Source organism: Vibrio sp. 10N.286.49.C3, from assembly GCF_041469545.1.
GTDB classification, from domain to species: domain Bacteria; phylum Pseudomonadota; class Gammaproteobacteria; order Enterobacterales; family Vibrionaceae; genus Vibrio; species Vibrio tasmaniensis_A.
This window is the reverse complement of the sequence record NZ_JBFRKT010000047.1, coordinates 47,496-72,760: the sequence shown is the minus strand read 5'-3', so window position 1 is coordinate 72,760 and position 25,265 is coordinate 47,496. Positions and strand designations below refer to the sequence as shown.

The window sequence follows — 25,265 nt, the reverse complement described above, 5'->3', positions numbered from 1 at the left end:
GGGATGCTGAATAACCTACAGCGCTCACGTTTTGTTATTTGGGTTGCGGTTATTCTTTTTCTCGTTATGGGATTGCTTTCTGTATGGAAAACAGTAGAAGAAGAAGCAACGAACACGGCATTAATCGTTGCGAGCAAGCGAATTCTTGAGCAAGCGAATTTGTTCAAACAGCAGTATTTGTTATCTGGTGTGGAGCAAAAGAATGATGCGAAACCGCCAAAGACTTACAGCAGAACGGGGTGGGTTATGCCAATTCAAGACTCGGCTCGAAATTGCGGTTATTGGTTGGAGCAATTGTATCCAAAGGGGCGTATTTTAGGTCTAAGTTCTCCAAGTATTGAAGACAAAAGTGATAACATACACTTTCATTGTCGTTATCATTATAGTGATAAGTATCAGATAGATATATTACTTAAAAAAGAAAGATTTAGTGTCAAAGTCAATATATTGGCCTTGTGAACGTATTGGCGCTGTTTTTATGGTTTTATGCATGGTCAAATGTATAATGCGCATTAGCAATTAGATGAGTAGGTAGAAAGTGCTTAAAAATCAAAAGGGTTTCTCCCTAGTCGAGTTAGTCATAGTGATTGTTGTTGTGGGTTTATTAGCTGTTGCTGCTTTACCCCGTTTCTTGGATGTGACAGACGAAGCCAAGAAAGCCAGTATTGAAGGTGTCGCGGGTGGCTTTGCGACAGGCGTACTTTCAGCAAGAGCGCAATGGGAAGCAGAAGCTCGTCCATCAGAAAGAATTGGTGTTGAAACATACAATACTGTAAATTACGATGGTGTTGATTTTTGGCTAACTAGGTCAACAAGTAGCAATGGAAGTACTAATTTTAGAGACGGCTACCCATGGTCTATAAACACAAATTCAGCTTCAGCTCCGTCTAATGATGTGACTGATGCTTCGTGTGTCGATTTAATGGAAAATCTACTTCAGAACCCTCCTAAGGTTGGAACATTAACCAATGTGGCTAATGGTTCGAATTACAAATATTCAGCGCAAGCGGATAATAGCAATGACTACTGCACTTACATTCAACTGGAAGGCGGTACTCAGCATCAATTCGTTTACGAGATTAGAACTGGTCGTGTGACCGTAACACTGCAGTAAACCTGCGTTTAAATATACATAGAGAGAAAAGACTATGAAAAAACAAAGCGGTTTCACCCTAATCGAACTAGTGGTGGTAATTGTTATTCTAGGTATTCTTGCAGTTACTGCAGCACCTCGTTTCTTAAACTTACAAGGCGATGCTCGTACATCGTCGATGCAAGGTTTGCGTGGGGCAATGGCGGGTGCGACGGGTATCGTTTACGGCCGTGCAGCAGTAGATGGCCGTGAAGCTCAAATTAAAACAGGTGATGCGGGAACAACGCCGCAAACTACAGATAACATTGCGATCAATTTTGGTTATCCGACAGCTACGGCAATCGGCGTATTACCTCGTGGCATTGAAACTGCTGTAGTTGGTTTACCTGGTACCGATTGGGTTGTAGTGAATGTGACCGAAACTGGTGTTGTTCCAGACGCTGTCGCTTATTCATTTGCGGGGACTGACCCACTACAAGCGAACAATGGTTTTGTATACGATGCAACTACACCTGCTAATAACAATGGCTGTTTTGTCATTTATGTTGAAGCTGCCAATGCCACAACACCTGCATTTGTTGATGTTGTCACTACTGGTGCGAATGGCTGTTAATAGTATTGTCATGGAATATCAAGGCCAGCATTGCTGGCCTTTTTTCTATCTGAAATTTAGGTAAGCGACAAAGACAACTTCCTTTCCCTGAGTTACACTTAATCTTCAAACTATCAAATATTTAGCGGATTGGATTTCGGTGAATCAATTCAATAGAACATACAGAAACATCGGATTTCAGCAACAAGGTTTTACTTTAGTCGAGTTAATCATTGTGATCTTGTTGATCGCGATTGTCTCTGCCTACGCTGCTAGCCGTCTTTCTGGAAGGGATAGCTTTTCTGCCTTTGCAGCTCAAGAGCAAGTAACTTCTGTTGTCCGCCAAGTTCAAGTGAATCGTATGCAGTCCAATGTGGACCTTGGGGCCGTCGTTGGAGAGAGCAATTTTATTCTCGCTATCGTTGGGAATTGTATCGGCTCGGAAGTGAGCTGTACCGCGCGAAGCCAAGCGCGGAGTGATTGGGTTATGCTCAACGGAGTTAACTTTACGGCTGCATCTGATACCACTCCCGCTATTCCTCTATCTCTAGTTAACTTTGATTTATTAGGTAACCCTACAACAGGTGAAACACCTGCAGGCGTTGTCGTTAACGTTGCAGCTGGTGTGGTGATTACGATTACTTCAAATGTGAATACCTGCCGTGTGGAAATTAACGCGCAAGGTTATGTCGAAAATGGGGTGTGCTCATGAATAGTATTCATAAATCACCTGTAAAAGAACGTGGTTTTACATTAATTGAAAGTGTGATTGTGATTGTGGTTATGGGGCTCGCGATGATGACCATCATAAACTTTTTAGCGCCTCAGGTTAGTCGATCTGGTGATCCTCATTATCAGACTCGTTCAGCCGCGCTAGGGCAAAGCGTGATGTCGATGATTCTTGCTCGAGGGTTCGACGAGAATAGTGATTTTGATGGTGGGGAATTTAGATGCGGTGAGGGGGCGTCTGGTGTGAATTGCACTGCTGAGGCTAACTTTGGCCCAGAAGAGGCTGACATTGCTCTATACAATGATGTCGATGACTATGATGGGTGTTGGGAACCCGGTGCAACTAACGGGTGTCGAGACCTTAATCTATTACTGGATGAAAATGGCGCAACAACCTACAGAAACTACCGCCTAGATGTTGATGTGACGTACCAAATGGTCGATCAACTGAAAAGAATCAACCTAACGATCTCGGCCTCAAATTATCCTCCTATCGTGCTGGATGCCTATCGAGGGAATTACTAATGAGAAGGCAAGGTTTCACTCTTATTGAAATGATTATCACCATGATTGTTGGTAGCATTTTAGTTGTAGGCATTGCTGGGTTTGTTGAATTGGGTGCGCGTGGCTATGCGGACACCGTAGATAGGCAGCGTTTACAAACTCAAGCCAAGTTTGTCTTGGAAAGAATCACTCGTGAAGTGCGTCATGCTGTACCGAATATGTTCAATCAGAATGCTGTCGTCCCGGGAGCTCGCTGTGTTTCATTTTTCCCTATCGTTACCTCTGGGATTTATGCGGTGTCGGGCGATGATATTCAATTTGTTACGGCTGATAATACACTGACGACAGCTGCGCTAACCCCATTATCTTTAGTGATAAACCCTACAGAGGCGGCGCCGACCAATAATATTTTCCCCTTAGCTACTGTAACTGCAACCAATAATACTTTCTTGCTTGCTAATGAGTCTGTAAACCTTGTGGGTAATTCGGTTTCAAATCGACATTATATTTACAATCCTAATGGCCGCGTCACCTATTGCATTGTGAATGGCCGAGTATGGAGAAGTGAAGGTAATGGCGCGTTAATCCCAATTTCGGATACGGGAGTGACTGGGGATTTAGACTATCAACCCGCAAATGTTCAGCGTAATGGTATCGTCCATCTTGAGTTTGAATTTAGAAACCAAGTCGGGGATGAACTGACCAATTTCCAGCAAGACATACAGGTGATCAATGTTCCTTAAAAAAAGACAAGTCGGAAGCCTGTATATTGTCGTTATTTTTGTATTGGTGGTGATGGGGTTTCTTGCTACAACCTTAAGCCGCATAGAGTGGTCCAATAATGACGCACATACAAAAGATGTGATTGGTACTCAAGCCCATCTTTTAGCTCATTCGGCAATAGAGCGAGCCTTAATGCAGATATATCCACCTAGAGCCAACACAACGGTTTCATTTGATGTGGCTGCAGAGTGTACAAACTTGAATGGAACAGCAATGAACTTCGCAACGACAATTACATGTGCAGATGTTCAAATAACGTGCTCACCAACAGGTGGTCAACTTGTCGATAGTTCTCAGTTATACACAGTAAGAGCGGTCGCAATGTGCGGAACGGGTGTGAATTTAATGCAACGTAGTCAAGATGTGTGGGTGAGGGGAGTAATATAAATGCGCCTACTTAGTAGAGTTAGCCTCGTATTTTTTATTCTTTTTAGTGTGTTGTTTCAAACTAATGCATTGGCTAATCAGTGTTTATCTAAAGGGGCATGGGTAGATGCTCGAAATGGTTTTTGTTTCACTTTTCAAATTGATTCTGATGGAAAAAATCGTGCTCGTTTGGAAGGAATTTACTATTTCCCAATTTGGACCGATGATACTGTTTATCAAGGTTATAGCTCTAATGTTTATGAAAGAGACTATGTATCAGAAAGAAAACAAAGAACTTTCCAAGTTAAATTTACACGAACTTCAAATTATAATGCTAGGCATATTAAAGGCATAATTACCTACTCTGTTGATGGAGTAGTAAAAGGTTCTCCTTTTGCGATCAATTTGTCTCAAAAAACAGGTGTTGATAAATTTTACCCATATTTGAGATTGAACTTAAAAGGAACACAATTTTACGATAGCGATAAATATTGTATTAGTAGTGGTAGCTGTGGAGCATTACCTCCTCCACCCGTAACAAAATTTGATGATGCTCGCTTTGAGTTCGGTCGTTTGGACTCAGCCAACTGTAAAGCTAGCGATTGCACGATCACCTTCAATAAAACCTATAGAACGACTCCATTGGTATTTCTTATGCCAACGATTGATCCTGTTAATCCTGATAGTGATGCGCCTGCAACACTTTCTATAAAAAACATCAGTTCAACGCAAGCGACATTCCACCAAGAAGTTGCTCCTCAACACTGGAATTACAATCTTGCTTCAAAACCAATGTCTTCGATTAGTTACCTTGTGGTTGAACCCGGCACTATAACATTCAGTGATGGACATAAGGCAATTGCAGGTTACCTCGATACCAAAGCGTATCAAGCGCATGGAAAAAAAAGCGATCCTAAGTGGGAGTCAGTCCCTTATTCAAGGTTTAGCTCACATCGAATAGGGGATGATGATCCCGTTGTATTTGCTCAGATTAATAGCTCGACGAACCGATGGTTAACTGCCGGCATTGATGACGTAAATCAAACGAGTGCCAAATTCTATTTAGAGCTGACTCGTGTGGATACAAATAACCCGCCTTCTCAGCCAGAAAAAATAGCGTTTTTAATTTCAGATGAACATGATGGCACGTCAAACGGAATTAATTATGAGTTTGGCCGCATTTCTCTTGATGATGACAGCGGATCCTCAAAACCTATCCTTAAATCTTGTAATGATATGCATGATCTTGAAAACGAATATCAGTCCCTACCTGGAATTGTCGCAAGTAAAGTCACCCGTAAAGGAGGCCAAGGTGGTTGGTTGAGACTTTGTAGCGTGAAGCATAACGGCAGTGACGATAATGACTATCAAGTAGGACTTGTTGTTGATGAAGATCTGTCTCTGAGTGGTTCAAAAGGATGGAGGTCTCATACTGACGAAAAGATCGGGTACTTTGCTTTTCAAGTCAATAAGCTCCCTAAGTTTACGAAAAACTACTGTTCGGCTTTTCCTTCTGCAGTTCAAGGTTGGAGAAACTCGTCAGGTAGCAGTATTGAGATGTGGAACCAATCTAAAATTACCAATGCGTTATTGGAGGCTGGCCAAAGAAAGGTCGGGTTTGGAAGTGCTCAATTTGGGAATGCAGTGAAATGTGATGGGATATCGTGTACTAACGATCCCACAAAGCAAATCGTCCAATCTAAACTGGATGATTTCCTGATAACAAATTCAGGTAGTGATATCTGGAATACAACAAAAACGTTAACACCTTTATCTCAAAAGAGCTTATCAATTGGTCAGTCAACCGTGACACTGACTGCTGGCGACTACTATTTTAATTCTTTGAATATCAATACCCACTCTTCCTTGAATATTCAAGGGAAGGTGATTATTCATACTCGATACTTAAATTTATCGAATAATTCAAGGATTAATAATTCAGGTAATGCAGATAACCTTGTAATAGTTGGGTATGACCCTACTAAAGGTTCATCTGGACAAACGTGCCCTGCATATGGTTGTGAAATGGATTTATCCAGTCAATCACAAATCAAAGCATTGATTTACAGCGAGGGGGAGGTTCGGTTATCTAATGGATCACATGTGTACGGTGCGGTTACCGTTCGTGACCTTCATATGAGTGGAGCATCTCAGATTACCGGGGAAAGCCAATGTTTTTCTGAGCCAGAGTTGGTTATTACTCCAGGCTCTAGCTCTGGGTTAGCTTGTACCGGTATTCCTATAAACTTTAAGTTGGTCGATAAAATAACCAAGCAACCTGTTAATAATTATACGGGAACTCTTGATGTGACAATTCCAAATAATAGTTCGAGGGATGCGTGTTGGTTAAATTCAGATGGAACCTGTTCTGCATCCTTGAGTCACGATTTCGTAGCAGGGCAGACAGCTACTTACACCAAGTCACTGTCAAGTATTGGCCTATCTCCGGTTTCAATCTCTGCTTCTATTCGGGGGCAAAGTAACATCAGTGCAACCGGTGGACCGTATCAGTTTGTGCCTTACGGATTTAAAATTGAAGATAAACAAAGGGTTGATGGAGGTAAGGGGCAGGTTGCTTTCCGAACATTTGAGACCGAAGTTACTGCAGTAGCATCAGGGGCTTCTAACCCAAGGGCATGTCAGAAAATATCGGATTATGATGGAACTAAATCACTTTATGCTTCCTATGAGCAGATAACTCAAGGCAATAGTGGTTGGAATAATGAGCTATTTCTCAATTCGTATAGCATTAAGATCGGCAGTTCACCTTTAAATGGAACTAAAGTGAACAATATTGTTTTTCAGAATGGTGTTGCAAAACTGACTTCTCAATACTGGTCGGCTGGTCATATAAAACTTCATTTGGCAGATGCTGACTGGCAACCCACGAATCAATCTATACCCAATTGGAAAGGCTTACAGAGTTCTACTGATGTGTATGTTAGGCCATTTGCTTTGGTGAGTTGCCAAGATAACTCCGGTGTACCAAATGCCCCATTCCCTTCCGGTAGCTCAACAGGAGGAGCTTCATTTATCGCCGCAGGTAATACTGCTTACTTAGCGGTTAGTGCGATAGCTTGGGAGCCTAGTGCTGATCGTAATAATGACGGTCTCATTGACAGTTCATTTTCGGGGGATTTATGTAGGGCTCTTTCAGTATCTGGCTTTGATGATGAAGTTGTGTATGTCAATTATGCTCTTGAAAGCCCGAGTAATGGCCATAATGGCGTATTAAGCGTTGGTAATAAAAACAGTGGTGATGAATTGTCACCGCAACCTATCCCTGCTGATATGTGGTTGAATGGCTACGCGTATAAGAGCTTAGCTTGGTCTGAAGTAGGTAGCATTAAACTATGGGCAGACAAACCGGACTACCTGAATGGGATGACGGTGCCAGGTTATAAAACAACCGCTGGTCGTTTTTATCCTAAATATTTTCAAGTGGTGAACAATGCGGTGTGGGATTACCCGGGAAATCAATCATATGCATACATGAATCAGCCTTTTGACGGCGTTACATTTGATGTGGAAGCACTGAGTCTACAACTCACTGCGGTGAAGAACTATGGATATTTTAATCCAACAATTACCGCTAACTTTGCTTTGTATGAGGCTAACCCTGTTTTTGTCAGTCGTTTTCATTCTGGGACTCCGAGTAAGTCGTGGGCTTCCGCCTCGGATAAGAGTATTGGCACATTTACGCTATATGAGAATTCGCCTTCTACTAACTGTGCTAGCGAGTTGTGTTGGGCTAAAGCAGCACCTGCTGATGGCTATGAGGATGGACCATTCAATACCGCGGTAAGTGCAACCTCGACGATTTCAATTGATGCTGTGGGGAACAACGTCGATCCTATTAGCTATCACTATAATGGTACTCCTCGATTACTAACGGTTCAGCCTACTATTCGATTTGGTCGCGCTGTAATAGATAGCGTTGGTGGAGTTGCTGGTGGTGGTATGAATATACCGCTCCGCATAGAGCATTGGACCGGAACAAGTTTTGCCACTCATGAAGGTGATAACTCGACGAATTTAGCCGGTATAAATACGGAAGGTGACAACCGAGATATCTGGGTTGAAACGGGAGCTACGGCCGCTGATGTAAATCTTTTAGGGGGCGGTGGTGTTGTGAATGGTATATCTAACTCTATACAGGTTGTTCAAGCGCCAATAGATCCAGAGGTTAGGCAACAAACACAGGTTTGGTTGGAGCTAAATAGCGGTGTAAATGCCGCTCCTTGGCTCCGTTATCGCTGGCAAGATCCTAACCGGGTGGAAGTTGCTGGTGAAGAAGATCCCTCAACAGTAGTCACCTTTGGCATCCATCGCGGGAACGATCGTGTGATCTACCGAGGTGAAAGTGGCTTAATAGGTCAGCAATAATATGATTTTTTGGCTGTTAAGTTAGGAATCTGTAAGAAATTGTGGGTTTCAGTCCATGTTTATACTTCAATGCCTTGCCGTGACAGCAAGGCATTGGTACATTTAGTGCAATTTTTGTCTTCTAATTCTTGCAGGATGAGCGAAGAATATGTTTAAAAAGCTTCGTGGCATGTTTTCAAACGACCTATCGATTGATTTAGGTACTGCCAATACCCTTATATATGTAAAAGGCCAAGGCATTGTTCTTGATGAGCCTTCAGTTGTAGCTATCCGCCAAGATCGTGCGGGTTCTGCAAAGAGTGTCGCTGCGGTTGGTCACGCTGCTAAGCAAATGCTTGGCCGTACGCCTGGTAATATCTCAGCAATCCGTCCAATGAAAGACGGCGTAATTGCTGACTTTTACGTAACGGAAAAAATGCTTCAGCACTTCATTAAGCAAGTGCATGATAACAGTGTTCTTAAACCAAGCCCTCGCGTATTGGTTTGTGTTCCTTGTGGTTCAACGCAAGTTGAGCGCCGTGCAATCCGTGAATCAGCACTGGGTGCTGGTGCTCGTGAGGTTTACCTAATCGATGAGCCTATGGCTGCTGCGATTGGTGCAGGCCTACGTGTATCTGAGCCAACAGGTTCAATGGTGGTTGATATCGGTGGTGGTACGACTGAAGTTGCCGTTATCTCACTAAACGGCGTGGTTTACTCGTCTTCTGTACGTATCGGTGGTGACCGTTTTGATGAAGCTATCATCAACTACGTTCGTCGTAACTACGGCAGCTTGATCGGTGAAGCAACAGCCGAAAAGATCAAACACGAAATCGGTTCTGCTTACCCAGGCGATGAAGTCGATGAGATTGAAGTACGTGGTCGTAACCTTGCTGAAGGTGTTCCTCGTAGCTTTAGCCTGAACTCAAATGAAATCCTTGAAGCGCTTCAAGAACCTTTATCTGGCATCGTATCTGCAGTAATGGTTGCACTTGAACAGTGTCCACCAGAGCTTGCCTCTGATATCTCAGAAAACGGTATGGTACTGACAGGTGGTGGTGCACTGCTTAAAGACCTTGATCGCCTGCTAACTGAAGAAACGGGTATCCCTGTTGTTGTGGCGGAAGAGCCATTAACGTGTGTTGCTCTAGGCGGTGGTAAAGCTCTAGAGATGATCGACATGCACGGCGGTGATCTTTTCAGCGAAGAATAGTATCTAGTGTTAGGCTCTTTTCTTATCTAGTTTTATGTAAAGAGCCTAACACCTTGTCTATAGGATCAAATGTCGCTCTAGGACCAAATATAGAATGAAGCCAATTTTTGGTAGAGGTCCCTCTCTACAATTGCGCCTGTTTTTTGCTGTAACATTATCAGCCAGCCTTATGCTGGCTGATAGTCGTTTAGATGCATTCTCAAATGTCCGCTATCTATTAAACAGCATGGTTGCGCCAATTCAGTATGCCGCTAATTTGCCTCGCACCATGTTTGATGGCGTATACGACCGTTTTAGTACTCGTAAAGGGCTCATTGAATCCAACCATAATATTAAACGAGAAGTCTTGCGACTGAAGAGCGAGTTGATTCTGCTTGAGCAATATCAAGAAGAAAACAAGCGCCTTCGCAAGCTATTAGGCTCTCCGTTTATTCGTGATGAGAAGAAGGTCGTCACAGAGGTTATGGCGGTGGATACTTCACCATACCGACATCAAGTCGTGATCGACAAAGGTCAGATTGATGGAGTGTACGAAGGTCAGCCTGTGATCAATGAAAAAGGCATTGTTGGTCAAGTCACTTTTGTTGCTGCTCATAATAGTCGTGTTTTGCTACTGACTGATGCAAATAACGCAATTCCTGTTCAGGTTATTCGTAACGATATACGTGTTATTGCTTCTGGTAATGGCATGATTGATGAGATCCAGTTAGAGCACATTCCAACCAGTACAGATATCCAAGAAGAAGATCTGCTGGTGACATCTGGACTTGGTGGTGTATATCCAGAGGGTTACCCAGTCGCTTATGTGACTGCCGTTGATTATGATCCGAAGCGTGAGTTCGCCGTTATTAAAGCAGAACCTGTAGTTGAGTTTGATAAGCTCAGATACTTGTTGCTTGTGTGGCCTGATGAAAATAAACAGATGCAAGCAGAACAATCCAGTATCGAACAAGCATTGTTAGAAGGTGAAAATGGCCAATAGCGTTTTAAGAAGCAAAGTCGTAATTGGCTGCTCATTTTTGATAGCACTTATTCTACAAACGATCCCTTGGCCGGGTAGTTTAGACCTATTCAGGCCATCTTGGTTATTACTGGTTACCTGCTATTGGGTTTTAGCGTTACCTTACAGAGTTAACGTTGGTAGTGCTCTAGTACTGGGCTTATTGTGGGACCTTTTGATCGGTTCGACTCTCGGTATTAGAGGCATGATGATGGCAATAGTAATGTACATTATTGCAATGAACTTCCTCGTGATTCGAAATATGGCGCTATGGCAGCAAGCGATAATCATTGCAGCCTTAACAGTGTTGTTTGAAGTGCTGATATTCTTTGGTGAATATTTGATCCAAGATGTCGTTTTCAATCCGTTATCGCTATGGAGCGCATTGATAAACTGTATACTTTGGCCTTGGATGTTTTTATTAATGAGACGTGTACGTCGCCATTGGCATGTAAGGTAGAGTGACGATGGAAAAGAAACATTTAGTTTTGGCATCCGGCTCTCCACGCCGCAAAGAATTGTTATCTCAACTCGGTTATGAGTTTTCTGTCCTTGTAACTGATGTCGAAGAATGTAAACACGCTCAAGAAACCGCCGAAGAGTACGTTAAGCGACTATCTTTAGATAAAGCCTTAGCTGCGTTGTCTTTATTGAAAGGTAACCCTTCTGAAAAACAGCATGTTGCTTCTGGTTCTGATACTGTAGTTGCTAGTTCTCTTGATTCTGAAACAGTGGTTCTGGGCTCTGACACAGTCGTCGTAAGCCAAGGGCAAGTGCTCGAGAAGCCAATAGACCTTGCTGACTCTAAGCGTATGCTTACTCAGTTAGCGAATGATCGTCACCAAGTGATGACGGCAGTTTCTGTTGTATCGGAAGAAAAACAAAAGACAGAAATCATTATTACCGACGTATGGTTTAAACCCCTCAGTGAAAAAGAAATAGAACAATACTGGCAAACAGGGGAGCCATGCGATAAAGCTGGTAGCTATGGGATCCAAGGTTTGGGCGGACGCTTTGTTACCCGAATCGAAGGTAGTTATTACGCCGTTGTCGGCTTACCTTTATTTGAAACGGACCAGCTACTGCAAGAATTCTTATAATTACTAATCTGAGGTGCACCATGAGTGCTGAATTGTTGCTGAACGTGACCCCGAGTGAGACTCGTGTGGCCATGATTGAAGGGGGAGCTCTTCAAGAGATCCATGTCGAACGAGATGCTCGACGCGGGATCGTAGGAAATATCTACAAAGGACGTGTAAGCCGTGTTTTGCCTGGAATGCAGGCGGCATTTGTGGATATTGGCCTTGATAAAGCAGCTTTTTTGCACGCCTCTGATATTGTCCCCCACACTGAATGTGTTGCTGAGAATGAAAAGAAGCAATTTCAGGTTCGTGATATTTCAGAGCTTGTTCGCCAAGGGCAAGATATTGTCGTTCAAGTGGTCAAAGATCCTCTTGGTACCAAAGGTGCCCGTCTAACCACAGACATTACTTTGCCATCTCGTTATCTGGTATTCATGCCGGGCGCAAGCCACGTTGGTGTTTCTCAGAGAATTGATAGTGAGTCAGAACGCAACCGCCTAAAAAAAGTCGTGTCTCGTTACTGTGACGAGCACGGTGGCTTTATCATCCGCACGGCAGCAGAAGGCGCAGATTCAAATGAGTTGGCGCAAGATGCCGCATTCTTGAAGCGATTATGGCTAAAGGTGTTAGAACGTCGTGGTAAGCACAAAGCTCGTACTCGCTTGTATGGTGAGTTGTGCTTAAGCCAACGTATCTTACGTGATTTTGTCGGTACTGAGCTGAGCAAGATTCAGGTCGATTCTCGTCTAGAATATGAAAATCTAAAAGAGTTTACTTCTGAATACGTGCCTGAGCTAACAGACAAGCTTGAGTTGTATGAAGGTGATAAGCCTATCTTTGATATGTACGATACCGAGAACGAAATTCAACGTTCATTGGATCGCAAAGTCGAATTGAAGTCTGGTGGGTATCTGATTATCGACCAAACAGAAGCGATGACAACCGTCGACATCAATACTGGTGCCTTTGTTGGTCGTCGTAATCTAGAAGAGACGATTTTCAATACTAACGTCGAAGCGACACAAGCTATTGCTCGTCAACTTCGCCTTCGTAACTTAGGCGGCATCATCATTATCGATTTTATTGATATGCTGTCTGAAGAACACCGTAAGCGAGTACTAACTTCTTTAGAAGCTGCATTAGACAAAGACCGTGTGAAAACCAACATTAATGGCTTCACACAGCTTGGTTTGGTTGAGATGACTCGTAAACGTACTCGTGAAAGTATTGAGCATATTCTGTGTTCTAGCTGCCCTGCTTGTGAAGGTCGCGGTAGCGTGAAGACAGTTGAAACCGTTTGTTATGAAATTCTTCGAGAGATCACACGAGTGAATCGCGCGTATGACGCCGATAAGTTTGTTGTTTATGCGGCGGCTGCCGTTGCCGAGGCGTTAGAAGGCGAGGAATCTCACGCGCTTGCTGAGCTTGAAGTGTTTATTGGTAAGCAAGTTAAAATCCAGGCTGAGCCTCTGTACATACAAGAGCAGTTTGATGTTGTTATGATGTAATGGATATTTTGTGAGTTCAAGCGTTACTCTGATTCTTCGTACATGTTTATGGTTAGTGGTTACTCTCTTAGTAACACTAGCCATTGCTGTCACTACACTGCGTGTAGCCTTACCCAATTTAAATAAGTATCAATCTGAAATTGAGCTTTGGGTAAACCAACATTCCGGTTTTGAGTTTTCTATTCAAGATGTGGGTGGTTTTTGGCGTAACACTCATCCCTCTATTGCTCTGCAAGGTGTTAAGGCTAGCCTTCCCAACGCAGAAGATGTAGCTTTCTCTGTTGAGCGTGTTGAAGTTGAGTTTGACTTGATTCAATCGGTCGTGCAGATGCGTCCTGTCGTGGCCGATTTGGTCATGAATCAAATGTACCTCGACATCCGCTCAATTGATCTATTTGCCGGGCAAAACGGTAAAGATGTACCTAAAGACCCCGGCTCTTCCAAGCGAGTGATGCAGGAGCTGGACAATTTACTTTTAAAAACTTTGGTGGATGTGACCGCTAAAGATTCCTCTCTTCTATATCGAACTATCTCTGGTGAAGAACGTCAGCTTGATCTCGAAACTTTAAAATGGCAAAACTCAGGTAAACATCACCTTGCGGAGGGTGTAGTAAGTATTAAAGACGCTAACCTCAACTCTTTGTCAGTAAGTGCTAACTTTGTTGATGGTGGTTCTTTAACTGATATGACGGGCGAGTTTTATGTCAGCGCGGATAGTATCTCAGTAATGCCTTGGTTAACTCGTTATATGCAGGCAGAATCCGGCATTGAGACGGGCACGGTGAGCTTGAATAGCTGGCTAACGCTACGAAATAGCAAGCCAGTTAGCGCTTATGTTGAGGTATTACCTTCAGAACTGACTTGGAATGAAGGTGGTCAACATGACTTGATGCTTGAGTCGGGTGTTTTTAAATTATCACCAATTGATGGTGGGTGGCAGGTAAATGGTCACTCACTAAATCTAAGAACGGATGACAGGCCTTGGCCTGAGCTTGATGTCGCTTTCAAGTGGAATAAAGGCCCGTGGGAACTTAATGTTTCTGAACTTGATGTTGAAACCATTACTCCGTTGATCAAGTTGATGCCAGATTCTTCGCAATCTACCCAAATGATCAATGCATTGGCTCCGGGCGGTATCGTTTCAGACATTCGCGTTGCGATGGGCTCTGGAATTGAAAGCTTGCGTTACTCTGCGAACTTTTCCGATTTGGCGATCGAACAATGGGAGTTAGTCCCTGGCTTTAGCCAAGTATCAGGGCATGTGTTTGGCTCGGCTTCGGAAGCGAAAGCCAGCTTATATGTTATTGATGATGTGTTTCCTTATGGTGATGTTTTCCAAGCACCTCTGAATATCAAACAAGGTCAGGTTGATATTGTTTGGCAGCAAGATGAAAACGGCTGGAAACTGTGGTCGGACAAAATCACTGCAGCCACGCCAGATTTACAAGTACTAGGCGCATTTCGCTTGGACTTTCCAAATAACGCTAGCCCTTATCTTTCTTTCTATGGTGAAGCGGACGCTTACAACGTCGGTGAGACATGGCGCTATTTGCCGACATTGGCACTTGGCCAAGACTTAACCGATTACCTTTCAACAGCGATTCAAGCGGGTAAGGCCGACACCGTTAAATTACTTTGGCATGGTGAGTTAGCCCAATACCCGTACACCAATCATGATGGTATTTTCCAAGTTTGGGTTGGCTTAGAAGACGCTAAGTTCAGCTTCGATACCGCGTGGCCATTGATAACCGACCTTCAACTTGACCTGTTATTTGAAAATGATGCGATGTATTTAGACTCTCGCTCCGCTCAATTGATGGATGTGGCGGCAGATCGAATCACTGGTCGTATTCCTTATTTAGGGGAAGGCGGTCATATCGAAATTGAAGCTAAAGCAACGGCGTCTGGTAATGCAGTTCGAAATTACATGACTGCTTCGCCACTCGTAGATTCTGTGGGTGCTGCGTTAACTGCGCTTAAAGTGAGTGGTGATGTCTCTTCTGAGTTCCAGCTTAATATTCCGTTTGATTCTGAACAAGAACCTAGAGCGTGGGGATATGCAGATCTGAGTGGTAATCATGTTGAGATTGAAGCTCCACCAATGGTGCTAGAGAACACCACTGGTCGTATTGAATTTGATAATGATGTCGTGACAGCAAGTGGTCTTGCAGCTGATTTGCTTAATCAAGGTATCTCGGTTGACTTTAAAGGTCTTAATGATGGACCTGGCTATGCAGTGGATCTTGATGTGTTAGGTGATTGGGACGTCAATCCTCTAAAGCCGTATGTCGGAGAGCAGTGGTTAAGCCGTTTGTCGGGTCATGCACAATGGCAAAGCCAGATCGATATTCAACTTAATGATATTGGTTTTACTTACCAACTCGACTTACAGTCAGACCTCAAATACTTAGCGAGTGATTACCCATACCCATTAGCTAAAAAGTCATTAGAAAGTGGCTCGGCAAGGCTACAAGCCTCGGGCAATCAAGAATCGATTACCGCGCGTCTGCAATTGCCGAGCACTAAATACCAAGCTGAGATTGATATTTCCGGCGATGTTCCTGAATTAACGGCGACCAATTTAGTCCTTGGTCGTGGTGGCTATAAAATTAGCCCCGTGGTAGGGCACCATGCCTTGATTCGTACCGATAAGTTCAATGCCGATGACTGGCTGTCAGTAGTCATGGAGCCAGTGCAACCATCGGATGCTGTCCTTAGCCTGATGAACACGCCAACCATTCCAGCGCCACGTCGCATCACCTTCGAGAGCAAAGAGCTGATCTTAGGTGGTATTTCTTGGAATGATGTTGATTTTAGCGCTCGAAAAAATAAGCAAGCATGGCAAATGGAAGTGTCTAGCCAAGAGTTAGAAGGTGATGTCAATTACCTGCCACCTTATGATTTGACGGTTTCATTGGATCGCCTGCATCTGTTTGTTCCTGGGTGGAGTGACAAGAAAAACCAAGATCAACTGCTACAGCGTAAGGCGCAAGAAGCACCATTGATCTCTGAGTTGGATAGAAAGCTCCATGATGCGATGCCGAATTTGACGCTGACCTTGAACGACTTCTGGCTTCAAGGCTATAAAGTTGGCAAGGTTGATGTTGAAATGACGAGAAAGGAAGACCGCATTGAGTGGAATAAGATTCAGGTGAGAAGCGGCGGAAATAAAGCGGATATCAGTGGCTGGTGGGAACTGCAAGGCGATAAGAGTCATTCATCGTTAACTCTTGATGTTGAAGGTGAAAACAACAGTGAGTTAATGGAGCGTTTCGGTATTACTTCCGGGATTCAAAAAGCGCCCTTTGAGTTAGAAGGTCAATTGACTTGGGATGGTTCGCCTTGGGGGATCAAAATGGATACCCTTGATGGCAACGTTAAAACCCAATTTGGTAAAGGTATTATCTCGGATGTGAGTGGCGCAGCTCGATTACTGGGGCTGTTTAGCCTAGATTCGATTATCCGTAAGATGCAGCTCGACTTCTCGGACGTATTTGATAATGGCATGGCATTCAACAGCATCACAGGAACTGGCGAGATTCAAAATGGTATCTTTCTGACTAACGATCTGAATATGGATGCGGTCGCCGGTGAGATGAAAATAAAAGGGATCGCCAACCTCAATACACGCGAGGTCGATGCTGAAGTGAACTTCACCCCAGATATCACCTCCGGGATTCCAGTATTAACGGCTTTTGCGGTAACGCCTCAAACAGCGCTATACGTGTTAGCGGTGACTACGGTTATTTCACCGGTTGTTGAAGTCTTTACCCAAGTTAATTATTCGGTGAAAGGGCCGTTGGATTCACCAACAGTGAGCGAGCTTTCTCGCAGTTCTGGAGAATTCCAGCTACCAGAAAAACTCAGAAAATGGGCCGAATAAGCCTTAAATTAGCCAAATGAACCGTATATTAGCCGAAAAGACCTTAGTATCCTAATCAGCTAATATACGGTGAAATGCTGATTTCTGAATCATAATGAATGGAGGAGCGATACACATGGATTGTGTTGGGTTGATTCAAATGACATCAGGCCCTCGCCCTGACTTGAACTTTGATTATCTTGCTCAAGAAGTAGCAAAGTGCAAAGAGTTGGGGGCTAAGTGGGTTGTGTGCCCTGAAAACGCGTTAGTCTTTGGCAGTAAAGCCGACTATCACCAGTATGCTGAGCCTCTAAATGATGGCCCACTGCAAAAGAAAGTCTCTGAGCTAGCAAAGCTTTACCGAATTTGGATTGTTATTGGCAGTATGCCGATAAGCACAGCTAAAGGCGTGACTACCACAACCTTGGTGATTGATGATTTTGGTTGTCTAGTGGCCCATTACGATAAGTTACACATGTTTGATGTGGATGTTGCTGATGCACATAAGTGCTATCGAGAATCGGATATTTTCACGCCCGGTGACCGAGTGGTAACAACGGAAACGCCTTTTGGTCGCTTAGGTTTGAGTATTTGTTATGATGTGCGCTTTCCGCACTTGTATTCAGAGTTACGCAAGCAAGGTGCACAAATCATAGTGGTACCGGCAGCTTTTACCGCAGTAACAGGGCAAGCTCACTGGGAAGCATTATTAAGATGCCGCGCGATCGAAACGCAATCGTGGATTATCGCGGTAGGGCAAGGCGGAAATCACCCTTGCCAAAGAGAAACATGGGGACACTCAATGGTGGTTGATCCATGGGGGCGAGTGGTTGCACAGCTAGACCAAGATCCTAAAAGTATGGTGGTTGAGATAGACACATCCAGTTGCGAATCAATCAGGCAAAATATGCCAATCGCGCAGCATTCTCGATTTACCAATCAATTTTAATTACAAATAAGAGCCATTTATGAGCATCAATCAAATTGAAGAAGCGCTACTGAACCCAACAGGGCTGACGGAGCAAAATATCGCAGATACATTGGCGAGCATTGCTACCCGCCAAATTGATTATGCTGATATCTACTTTCAGTCAAGCTGGCATGAATCTTTAGTGCTAGAAGACAGCATTATTAAAGACGGCTCTTTCAATATCGATTGTGGTCTTGGTGTACGAGCGGTATCTGGTGAAAAAACCGGTTTTGCTTACTCTGACCAAATCCAATTGGATGGCCTTAAACAGAGTGCAATCGCGGCTCGCGGCATCGCTAAGCAAGGGCAAAACGGTAAGGTACAAGCTTTCAAACGTAACTCTAACCAAGCTTACTATGATGCAGTTAACCCGCTAGCAAGCTGGGAAAAGCAGCAAAAGACAGAATTACTTAAAGCGCTTGATGCTTACATTCGCACTAAAGAACCGATGGTAACTGAAGTATCGGTGAGCCTAAGTGGTGTACATGAACAGATGCTCGTTGCGGCAACTGATGGTACTTTCGCTGGTGATATTCGCCCGTTGGTTCGTCTATCAATTAGCGTACTTGCACAGAAAGGCGATCGTCGTGAACGTGGCAGTGCCGGTGGAGGTGGTCGTTTTGGTTACGATTTCTTCTTAAGTGATGCTAACGGTTCTCAAGTTGCTTACCAATTCGCTGATGAAGCCATTCGCCAAGCATTAGTTAACCTTGAAGCGGTTGCTGCGCCTGCTGGTGCAATGCCTGTGGTTCTTGGTTCTGGTTGGCCGGGTGTTCTACTGCATGAAGCGGTAGGCCACGGTTTAGAAGGTGATTTCAACCGTAAAGAGTCTTCAGTATTTTCTGGCAAAATCGGCGAGCAAGTTACATCAAGCCTATGTACGATTGTTGATGACGGCACATTAACAGATCTACGTGGTTCATTGAACGTTGATGATGAGGGTGTTAATGGTCAGTACAATACGCTAATCGAAAACGGCATCCTAAAAGGTTACATGCAAGATAAGCTAAACGCTCGTCTAATGGGTGTCGCGCCGACAGGTAATGGTCGTCGTGAGTCTTACGCGCATCTTCCAATGCCACGTATGACGAATACATACATGCTGCCCGGCGAACACACACCGGAAGAGATCATTGCAACGGTTGAGAAAGGCATCTACGCACCGAACTTCGGTGGCGGTCAGGTTGATATCACATCAGGTAAGTTTGTGTTCTCAGCTTCTGAAGCGTACATGATTGAAAACGGCAAGATCACTCACCCAGTGAAGGGCGCGACGCTGATCGGTTCTGGTATCGAAGCAATGCAGCAGGTGTCTATGGTCGGTAATGACCTAAGCATTGACCGTGGTGTTGGTGTATGTGGTAAGGCTGGTCAAAGTGTGCCAGTGGGTGTTGGTCAGCCAACATTGAAGCTAGACTCGCTAACCGTCGGTGGTACTGAGTAATTCAGGTCAGCAGCACGAGTTAATTTCAAAACCTCTCGTCATAAAATAGATTGAAAGCGCCTCTATTGTGAGGCGCTTTTTGTTTATAGGTTACTGGTTCAGTGAGCGCGCAGAGTCTACATGTTCTCTTCCGCGAACTCAGCCAGTCGGCTACGCACCACACCATTGAGGTGGATGTTGGCACTGCCTTCGAAGTTTTTAAAACGCTCAACCATGTAGGTGAGCCCCGAGGTCACAGGAGTTAGGTAGGAAGAATCTATCTGCGCTAGGTTTCCTGAGCAGACGATCTTGGTCCCTTCACCACAACGGGTGATGATGGTTTTGATTTGTGAAGCGGTAAGGTTCTGACACTCATCCAAAAGCACAAATGCATTCTGAATTGAACGGCCACGCATAAAGTTAATCGATTTGAACTGGATGTTGGCTTTATCACAGATGTACTTCATCGAGCCTTCTGTGCAGTGATCGTTCTTGTGCAGCGCTTCCAGTGTATCAGTCACTGCAGCTAACCAAGGCAACATCTTCTCTTCCTCTGTACCCGGAAGAAACCCTATCGACTCACCTATATCAGGTGTGTTTCGGGTTACGATGATCTTATCGAACTGTTTACGTTCAATAGTTTGTTCAAGTGCAGCTGCCATGGCTAACAGTGTCTTACCACTCCCCGCAGCGCCAGTGAGAATCACCAGATCAATATCAGGGTCGAGCAGGGCATCGATCGCCATACCTTGGTATACGTTTTTGGGTGTGATGTCCCATGCTCTGCGATTCATTAGTCTTTCGCGACTGAGGTCTCTTAGTGTAATGCTTTCAGTTTCAATCTCTTCGACTCGAGCGGCAAAGTCACTTTCTTCGTCAATCACATACTGGTTGAGAAAGGTTGGCTCGAACGGCGCTCTTGCTAAGGTGTGCAGCGTCTTTCCGCCTAAACTTCTGCTCTCGACATTATCGATACCATCCCAAAATGAGCCTTCCAGTTGTTGGAAGCCTTTGGTGAGGTATTGGATATCATCAATCAATTGGTCGGTTTGATAGTCTTCAACAAAACGGACACCGGCACCTTTGGCTCGTAAACGCATGTTGATGTCTTTGGTGATAAGAACCACTTCGCGTGGCGCGCGTTTATTTTGAAGATAGAGGACTGCGTTGAGGATTCGGTTATCGCCAGCTTTGTCATCGGCGAAGGCTTTGATGCTTTCTTGAAGTTCGTAGTCAGCGAGTATTGAAATACTGCCAGATGCGTTTATGTCTTTAGAAAAAGGGATGCCTTCCGATATTTGGTCTGGTGTGGCTTCCCTGAATAAGTCTTCGAGCGTTCGAATCGCAATTCTCGCATCTCGAGCAACATCTCTTTTACTGTCTTTGATTCTGTCGAGTTCTTCTAGCACTGTCATTGGGATAACGACATCGTGCTCTTGGAAAGAAAATATAGCGAAGGGTTCGTGAAGTAGGATATTGGTGTCTAAAACAAATAGCTTCCGGTTGGTCTCGCCCATAGCATCTCCTTGCCGACGTGCGGCTTGCCTTGCATTCATTGAACGTAGATTAAGCTCATATAAAGGTTAGTATCTGATTCTAGTGATAGTCAACAACTCACCTAAACTTCATTTGAGAGCTGCATTCTGCTCTCCATAGAATAACCATGATTTTTTGACAGTTTGATTGCACTTATGAAAACAGAAAAAAAGTATGAAATCGTCTCCTTTAGGCGTGACCTAAATCACAGCATCGAGTAAGATTAGCGACCTTTTTCTGCACCATTTTCTCAAGATATTTATTATTAAGAGCGCACTTAAAAAGTGGCTGCAAACTAGGCATTTTGGCTATATTTTTAGTTCAAGAGCAATAACGTTCTTGTTTGAAATTGCAGTTAGAAAGACCAAATTCCAACTATAAGATTGAGGTAGTCGATTCATGACATTTGCTTTGGGGCAACGCTGGATAAGCGATACGGAGAGCGATTTAGGTTTAGGTACCGTTGTAGCAATGGATGCTCGCACAGTAACAGTAATGTTTGCTGCGTCAGAAGAAAACCGCGTCTATGCACGCACAGATGCTCCCGTAACCCGAGTGGCGTTCAATGTAGGCGATGTCATCGAATGCCAAGAAGGTTGGTCTTTATCTGTTGAAGAAGTTATCGAAGATAAAGGGCTACTGACTTATTTGGGTACTCGTGAAGATACTCAAGAGACAGAGGTGACTCTGCGTGAAATCTTTTTAAGTAACCAGATCCGCTTTAACAAGCCACAAGATAAGCTGTACGCAGGTCAAATCGACCGTATGGATAACTTTGTGTTGCGCTACCGTGCTTTAAGCAACCAATACCAACAACATAAGAGCCCAATGCGCGGCTTGTGTGGTATGCGTGCAGGTCTTATCCCTCATCAGCTTTACATTGCTCATGAAGTCGGTCGTCGTCACGCTCCACGCGTTTTACTGGCTGATGAAGTTGGCCTAGGTAAAACCATAGAAGCGGGTATGATTATCCACCAGCAGGTGTTGTCTGGCCGTGCTGAACGTATTCTGATTGTGGTTCCTGAAACTCTACAACACCAGTGGTTAGTAGAGATGATGCGCCGTTTCAACCTGCACTTCTCTATCTTTGATGAAGAGCGTTGCATAGAATCTTTCGCAGAATCAGATAATCCATTCGATACACAGCAATACGTTCTGTGTTCTTTGGATTTCCTACGCAAGAGCCGTAAGCGCTACGAGCAAGCACTTGAAGGTGAATGGGATTTGTTGGTTGTCGATGAAGCGCACCACCTTGAGTGGAGCCAAGACAAACCGAGCCGCGAATACCAAGTGGTTGAAGGATTAGCTGAAAACACGTCTGGTGTATTGCTACTGACAGCGACCCCTGAACAGCTTGGTCGTGAGAGTCACTTTGCGCGTCTGCGTCTGCTTGATCCTGATCGCTTCTACGATTACGAAGCATTCGTTGAAGAAGAAGACCAATATGCGCCAGTTGCTGATGCTGTAACGGCATTGTTCTCTGGCGTGAAGCTTGAAAACAGCGCGAAGAACCAAATTACAGAACTTCTGTCTGAGCAAGATGTTGAGCCACTGTTCCGTGTTATCGAAGGTGATAGCAGCGAAGAAGAGCAAGCGTTAGCTCGCCAAGAACTTATTGATAACCTTATGGATCGCCATGGTACTGGCCGTGTTCTTTTTAGAAATACACGTGCTGCAATCAAAGGCTTCCCTAAGCGTAATGTAAACCTACTGCCGATGGACATTCCAACGCAGTACACAACCTCGATGCGTGTATCGGGCATGATCGGTGGCAAGATGGCACCAGAAGCTCGAGCGATGAAGATGTTGTATCCAGAAGAGATCTTCCAAGAATTTGAAGGTGAAGATTCAAGCTGGTGGCAGTTCGATTCACGTGTGAACTGGTTGATTGAAAAAATCCAAGACAAGCGCAGCGAAAAGATCCTAGTGATTGCTTCTCGAGCAAGTACTGCTTTGCAATTAGAACAAGCACTGCGTGAGCGTGAAGGTGTGCGTGCAACAGTATTCCACGAAGGCATGTCGATTCTAGAGCGTGATAAAGCTGCGGCTTACTTTGCTCAAGAAGAGGGCGGTGCTCAGGTGCTTATCTGTAGCGAAATCGGCTCTGAAGGTCGTAACTTCCAGTTTGCTAACCAATTAGTGATGTTTGATCTACCGTTCAACCCGGATTTGCTTGAACAACGTATTGGTCGTTTGGACCGTATCGGTCAGCTTCGAGATATCGACATTCATGTCCCTTACCTAAAAGGCACATCACAAGCGATTCTAGCGCGTTGGTTCGATGAAGGTCTGAATGCATTCGCAGAGACTTGTCCTACTGGTCGTACAGTTTACGATAAGTATTCTGATGTACTGATTGAAATGCTGGCTTCTGGTAACACCGAGCAGCTTGATGAAGTCATTGAAGAATCAGCGAAGCTCAATCAAAGCCTGAAATCGGATCTAGAAAAAGGCCGAGATCGCCTATTAGAGATGCATTCAAATGGTGGCGATAAAGCCCATGAGATTGCAGAGAAAATTGCTTCTACCGATGGTGATACTAACCTAGTTTCTTTCGCTCTGAGCCTGTTTGATACCATTGGTCTGAACCAAGATGACAAGGGTGAAAATGCGTTAGTCGTGACACCTTCTGAACACATGATGGTGCCAAGCTACCCAGGCTTACCTTATGAAGGTGCAACGATTACGTTTGACCGTGAAACAGCGCTTTCTCGTGAAGACATGAACTTCATCAGCTGGGAACACCCAATGATTCAGGGCGGTATTGATCTGCTATTGAGTGAAGGTGTGGGTGCGTCTGCGGTATCTCTACTGAAGAACAAAGCGCTGCCAGTGGGTACAATTCTGCTTGAGTTGGTTTACCTTGTTGATGCACAAGCGCCAAAGCGCAGCGGTATCAGCCAGTTCCTGCCTAAGACGCCGATTCGCTTGATGATGGATGGTCGTGGTAACGATTTATCTGCACAGGTTGAATTCGATAGCTTTAACCGTCAACTAAGCCCGGTAAACCGTCATTTAGCGAGCAAGCTAGTAAACTCGGTACAAGGTGAGATTCACAAACTAATCGAAGCAGGTGAGACGCATGTACTGCCGAAGGTTGAAGAAGTTCGTCAGCAAGCTCAGAAAGATATGCAAACTAACTTGAACGGTGAGTTAGAACGCCTACAAGCGCTTAAAGCGGTTAACCCTAACATTCGTGATGAAGAGCTAGAGGTTATCGAAGCTCAAATCAATGAACTGACAGGTTACATCAGCAAAGCTCAGGTTCAGCTTGATTCGCTACGTTTGATTGTGGTTTCTCACAACTAGTTTTTAATTAACTAAATGCTTTGACGAAATAAGGCCTTCATCATGAAGGCCTTATTTGTATCTGTAGTTTGGTTAAACTGTAGCTTGGTTAAAGCTTAGCGCTCGACTATATTCCTATCGAGTGATCAATCGCGAAATGAAGTAAAAAATCAAAACTTCCTTAGTAGTTAGAGGCTCTAATGGCGTTAGAACAGTACACACCACCACGAGAACCGTGGACTGATATTGTCTATCAAGATGATGATATTCTTGTGGTGAACAAGCCAGCAGGCCTACTTTCGGTGCCGGGGAGGCTGTCAGAGCACTACGACAGTATGTGGAGCCGGTTGGTTGTCGAATTTCCGGAGGTTCAAGTTGTGCATCGGTTGGATATGTCGACATCGGGTTTGATGTTGCTCGCTAAACACAAACAGGCTGAGCGGCATTTGAAGAAGCAATTTCAATATCGACTGACACACAAACTTTATTACGCACGAGTGTGGGGTTCAATGGAAGACAAGGCAGGTTTGATTGACCTTCCTCTTATTTGCGATTGGACGAATCGCCCCAAGCAGAAAGTGTGTTTCGAGGATGGTAAACCATCTCAGACTCGATATATCGTGGAGCAACAAGAGCCTCAAACGACCTTATTGAAATTGCTGCCGATCACTGGTCGCTCTCATCAGTTGCGTGTTCACTGCATGGAACTAGGGAATCCAATTGTGGGCGACGAGTTTTATGCAACACAAGATGCGTTTAATTATAGCGATAGGTTAGCTTTACACGCATGTGAACTGAGTTTTTATCATCCGGCTAATAATCAGCTTTTCAAAGCCTTCGTGCCATGTGATTTTTATCCTCAAGCTTCACCACAAATCGAACAGCACTTTGAAATTGCGCCAGAGCTTCCAGACTACAGTAAGCTAAAAGCTTAGAATGACTCAATTGACA

At 44.3% G+C, this 25,265-nt stretch carries 19 protein-coding genes; 18 read left to right on the top strand and 1 reads right to left on the bottom strand.

Translation table 11 applies throughout. The annotated features are described in order from the left end of the window. Positions 1–3 precede the first annotated feature (3 nt). The 16 genes from AB4180_RS17790 to tldD all read left to right on the top strand — a co-directional run bounded on the left by AB4180_RS17790 (position 4) and on the right by tldD (position 19,511). Positions 4–459 (top strand): MSHA biogenesis protein MshF, encoded by a 456-nt coding sequence (locus AB4180_RS17790; RefSeq protein ID WP_102250490.1) that lies wholly within the window; start codon positions 4–6, stop codon positions 457–459. A 79-nt stretch (positions 460–538) separates the two neighbouring features. Next, complete coding sequence (locus tag AB4180_RS17785; protein ID WP_009847857.1) at positions 539–1,114, top strand: prepilin-type N-terminal cleavage/methylation domain-containing protein; 576 nt, start codon at positions 539–541, stop codon at positions 1,112–1,114. Positions 1,115–1,148: 34 nt separating this feature from the next. Further along, on the top strand, positions 1,149–1,706 hold the full coding sequence (locus AB4180_RS17780) for a type II secretion system protein (RefSeq protein ID WP_017098889.1): 558 nt from the start codon (positions 1,149–1,151) through the stop codon (positions 1,704–1,706). A 139-nt stretch (positions 1,707–1,845) separates the two neighbouring features. Then, on the top strand, positions 1,846–2,397 hold the full coding sequence (locus AB4180_RS17775; protein ID WP_102250491.1) for a prepilin-type N-terminal cleavage/methylation domain-containing protein: 552 nt from the start codon (positions 1,846–1,848) through the stop codon (positions 2,395–2,397). Beyond that, on the top strand, positions 2,388–2,939 hold the full coding sequence (locus tag AB4180_RS17770; RefSeq protein WP_102250492.1) for a prepilin-type N-terminal cleavage/methylation domain-containing protein: 552 nt from the start codon (positions 2,388–2,390) through the stop codon (positions 2,937–2,939). The genes AB4180_RS17775 and AB4180_RS17770 overlap by 10 nt, the downstream gene beginning before the upstream one ends. Continuing rightward, positions 2,939–3,661, top strand: a complete 723-nt coding sequence (locus tag AB4180_RS17765) for a PilW family protein (protein ID WP_102250493.1) — start codon at positions 2,939–2,941, stop codon at positions 3,659–3,661. Before AB4180_RS17770 ends, AB4180_RS17765 begins: the two co-directional genes overlap by 1 nt. Continuing rightward, positions 3,651–4,088 (top strand): hypothetical protein, encoded by a 438-nt coding sequence (locus tag AB4180_RS17760; protein WP_017098893.1) that lies wholly within the window; start codon positions 3,651–3,653, stop codon positions 4,086–4,088. The genes AB4180_RS17765 and AB4180_RS17760 overlap by 11 nt, the downstream gene beginning before the upstream one ends. After that, positions 4,089–8,453 (top strand): DUF6701 domain-containing protein, encoded by a 4,365-nt coding sequence (locus AB4180_RS17755; protein WP_241909293.1) that lies wholly within the window; start codon positions 4,089–4,091, stop codon positions 8,451–8,453. It begins immediately after the preceding gene. Between the two features lie 148 nt (positions 8,454–8,601). Then, positions 8,602–9,645: a rod shape-determining protein gene (locus tag AB4180_RS17750; RefSeq protein ID WP_009847850.1), complete on the top strand. Its 1,044-nt coding sequence runs from the start codon at positions 8,602–8,604 to the stop codon at positions 9,643–9,645. Between the two features lie 94 nt (positions 9,646–9,739). Next, positions 9,740–10,627, top strand: a complete 888-nt coding sequence (mreC, locus tag AB4180_RS17745; protein WP_012603147.1) for a rod shape-determining protein MreC — start codon at positions 9,740–9,742, stop codon at positions 10,625–10,627. Further along, positions 10,617–11,105 carry a rod shape-determining protein MreD gene (mreD, locus tag AB4180_RS17740; RefSeq protein ID WP_009847848.1) on the top strand — a complete coding sequence of 163 codons (489 nt, stop codon included), beginning with the start codon at positions 10,617–10,619 and terminating at the stop codon, positions 11,103–11,105. The genes mreC and mreD overlap by 11 nt, the downstream gene beginning before the upstream one ends. A 7-nt stretch (positions 11,106–11,112) precedes the next feature. Beyond that, positions 11,113–11,745, top strand: coding sequence for a nucleoside triphosphate pyrophosphatase (locus AB4180_RS17735; RefSeq protein WP_017098896.1), 633 nt, complete (start codon positions 11,113–11,115; stop codon positions 11,743–11,745). Positions 11,746–11,765: 20 nt separating this feature from the next. After that, positions 11,766–13,235 carry a ribonuclease G gene (gene rng / locus AB4180_RS17730; RefSeq protein ID WP_009847846.1) on the top strand — a complete coding sequence of 490 codons (1,470 nt, stop codon included), beginning with the start codon at positions 11,766–11,768 and terminating at the stop codon, positions 13,233–13,235. Positions 13,236–13,245: 10 nt separating this feature from the next. Beyond that, the gene (locus AB4180_RS17725; RefSeq protein ID WP_102250496.1) at positions 13,246–17,118 is read left to right on the top strand and encodes a YhdP family protein; all 3,873 of its coding nucleotides are present in this window, start codon (positions 13,246–13,248) and stop codon (positions 17,116–17,118) included. A 115-nt stretch (positions 17,119–17,233) separates the two neighbouring features. Further along, positions 17,234–18,046, top strand: coding sequence for a carbon-nitrogen hydrolase family protein (locus AB4180_RS17720; protein ID WP_017098898.1), 813 nt, complete (start codon positions 17,234–17,236; stop codon positions 18,044–18,046). A gap of 19 nt (positions 18,047–18,065) precedes the next feature. Then, positions 18,066–19,511, top strand: a complete 1,446-nt coding sequence (tldD, locus tag AB4180_RS17715; protein ID WP_009847843.1) for a metalloprotease TldD — start codon at positions 18,066–18,068, stop codon at positions 19,509–19,511. Positions 19,512–19,627: 116 nt separating this feature from the next. Here tldD and AB4180_RS17710 read toward each other — a convergent pair whose 3' ends face one another. Then, positions 19,628–21,007: a PhoH family protein gene (locus AB4180_RS17710; protein WP_009847842.1), complete on the bottom strand. Its 1,380-nt coding sequence runs from the start codon at positions 21,005–21,007 to the stop codon at positions 19,628–19,630. A 418-nt stretch (positions 21,008–21,425) separates the two neighbouring features. On the opposite strand from AB4180_RS17710, the gene rapA reads away from it, so the two are divergent. Next, positions 21,426–24,335 carry an RNA polymerase-associated protein RapA gene (gene rapA, locus AB4180_RS17705; protein ID WP_102250497.1) on the top strand — a complete coding sequence of 970 codons (2,910 nt, stop codon included), beginning with the start codon at positions 21,426–21,428 and terminating at the stop codon, positions 24,333–24,335. Between the two features lie 179 nt (positions 24,336–24,514). Continuing rightward, positions 24,515–25,249 (top strand): pseudouridine synthase, encoded by a 735-nt coding sequence (locus AB4180_RS17700; RefSeq protein WP_102250498.1) that lies wholly within the window; start codon positions 24,515–24,517, stop codon positions 25,247–25,249. Positions 25,250–25,265: the final 16 nt, after the last annotated feature.